This window comes from Escherichia sp. E10V5 (genome assembly GCF_004212315.1).
Taxonomy (GTDB): Bacteria; Pseudomonadota; Gammaproteobacteria; order Enterobacterales; family Enterobacteriaceae; genus Escherichia.
In genome coordinates this window covers 1-1,917 of record NZ_RHJM01000058.1, presented here as the reverse complement: position 1 = coordinate 1,917, position 1,917 = coordinate 1, and the positions used below count along the sequence as shown (strand labels likewise).

General features: G+C 40.9%; 5 protein-coding genes. All 5 read right to left on the bottom strand.

Going from position 1 to position 1,917, the window contains the following annotated elements; all coding sequences use genetic code 11:
- Window positions 1-352: 352 nt before the first annotated feature.
- On the bottom strand, window positions 353-595 hold the full coding sequence (locus D9738_RS24510) for an XRE family transcriptional regulator (RefSeq protein ID WP_130261395.1): 243 nt from the start codon (window positions 593-595) through the stop codon (window positions 353-355).
- Between the two features lie 7 nt (window positions 596-602).
- Complete coding sequence (locus D9738_RS24505; protein ID WP_130261394.1) at window positions 603-851, bottom strand: hypothetical protein; 249 nt, start codon at window positions 849-851, stop codon at window positions 603-605.
- A 50-nt stretch (window positions 852-901) separates the two neighbouring features.
- A complete protein-coding gene (locus D9738_RS24500; protein WP_000749828.1) occupies window positions 902-1,126 on the bottom strand; it encodes a hypothetical protein in 225 nt (74 codons plus the stop codon).
- 95 nt (window positions 1,127-1,221) lie between these two features.
- Window positions 1,222-1,446, bottom strand: coding sequence for a hypothetical protein (locus D9738_RS24495; RefSeq protein WP_000866040.1), 225 nt, complete (start codon window positions 1,444-1,446; stop codon window positions 1,222-1,224).
- A 40-nt stretch (window positions 1,447-1,486) separates the two neighbouring features.
- Window positions 1,487-1,810, bottom strand: coding sequence for a hypothetical protein (locus tag D9738_RS24490; protein WP_000432877.1), 324 nt, complete (start codon window positions 1,808-1,810; stop codon window positions 1,487-1,489).
- Between the last annotated feature and the right edge of the window lie 107 nt (window positions 1,811-1,917).

The window sequence follows — 1,917 nt, the reverse complement described above, 5'->3', positions numbered from 1 at the left end:
CAAGTAATTTTTACTCCTGATTTAAAACAAAAAATAGATTAAATACATATAGTTAAGTTATGTTTACATGATGCCCGGCAGGGCATAGAAGGGGCGAAAGAAAATACCAGGGAGCAGCAGAGCCACATCGCCCCGAAGCGCGGCGCAGCCGCTGCCGAACGTACCAGGGCGCACAGGCCATCCCTTCGCCCTGCAAAGCCCAACAGACCAGCAGGCCATGATTATGCTGATTTGCGCCGCAGAATGCCGCAGTTAGCGCGAGCGTAAGCGAGTTTACGCCGTCCTGGTGCGTCGCAGCAGGGCGGGGCGCTGTACTGCGCGTGCGAGCATCGCGAGCTACGGGCGCAACAACTCATTCACTACATTTAGGCTTGTCCCTTTTGCACAGGACGTATTCTGGATGTTCCCCAGCTAAAAGCTGAAGATATTTAAACTCCACAGGTGTAAGTGCTGTACCACTTACAGTTCCGACAGGTTCTTCCTTGCGACGCCAGGTTCGCGGAGTCATGCTGAATATTTCGGCACATTCTTTCTGCGTCAGACCAATTTTTTGCCGCAGACGTTTGATGTTTTCTGATGTGTTTTCAGTTAACATTTTTTCCTCATTCATTGTTCATTTCCTGAATCATCATAGAAACAATTTCTTTATCATTCTCTCTTAATCCATCTCTGGAAAAGTCTATTGTGTCGAATGCCTTCTCATTAAAAACAAGATCAGCAACAGTTTTCACCGTTGCTTTCGTTTTTCCTAAAGTCGCAGATTTAGAAAAGGTCTTCACCCGTTTCACAAGATGAAACATATTACCTTCTTTATTCAAATAATATTGCCTGTCACCTTTTCGTACCTTCATATTAATATGGTTCCTATTTTAACAGTAAAGGGGCTTATAGCCCCTTTACTTTAACTTTTTCCAACAATCAAATCGACATCTTCCTGGTAAAGCTCTCCAAAACACGGGACTACTCCCGTTTTATAATCGCGGATATTATTGCTATCCGTGAAAATAACAACATAATCCTTGCCTGTTTTTTCATGTTTCAGGCAGATAGTGCAAAGCGTCACACGCGCAACAGAAAACGCATGACCAGTCGTAGAAACGATAACAGGGAAAGTTGATTTTTTCATATTTAACTCCTGCCGCTGGGCGGCTTTGGTGATCGGAGACTACCTCCTTTCGATATGCTGATAATAGGTCATTTCTGACCTATTATCAAGTGTTTTTAAACGAGTTTTATTGAAAATTTATTTTCAACAAATGCCTCTAACATCTTTAATATTTCACTATCGCTTATACCAACTTTACTTCTAAAAGAATCATCCATAAGGTCAATACTTGCGGATATTTCACTTGTATATTCAACGCTCCCGGCAAATCCTGCAATTCCAGCTAATTCAAGAAGCATATGATGATTACGAATATTGATATTACCAATCAGAACTTTCATTTATCCTCCTGATATGGGGGGAATCCCCCCATATTAAAAATTACAATCTGGTTGCAAGTCCGGTTTGTTCGTTAAACAAACATTCCAACTGATCACAATAAACATTATCAAATGTCGATACTTCTTTAACCATTGCTCCTCGAACACGAGAAAAGGTCACCTGGTATGTATCGGAAAAGGTTAATTTAATTTTTACTAAATTAATTCCATTCATTGCAAATTTTGAAGGAAGACGAAAACTAAGACCACATTCACCATCTTCATCAAAATAGGCAAAGTTCTTTGCGCCAGTCATAGCAATGAAGCGATTTCCGCCAAGCTGATTAAGAATTTCAGTAGCAACAAATTTAGCGTAGTTTTCCATTTTTAAACTCCTGCCGCTGAGCGGCTTTGGTGATCAGGGACTATCCCCTCTCGATATGTTTATAATAGGTCAGTTCTGACCTATTTGCAAGTAATTTTTACTCCTGA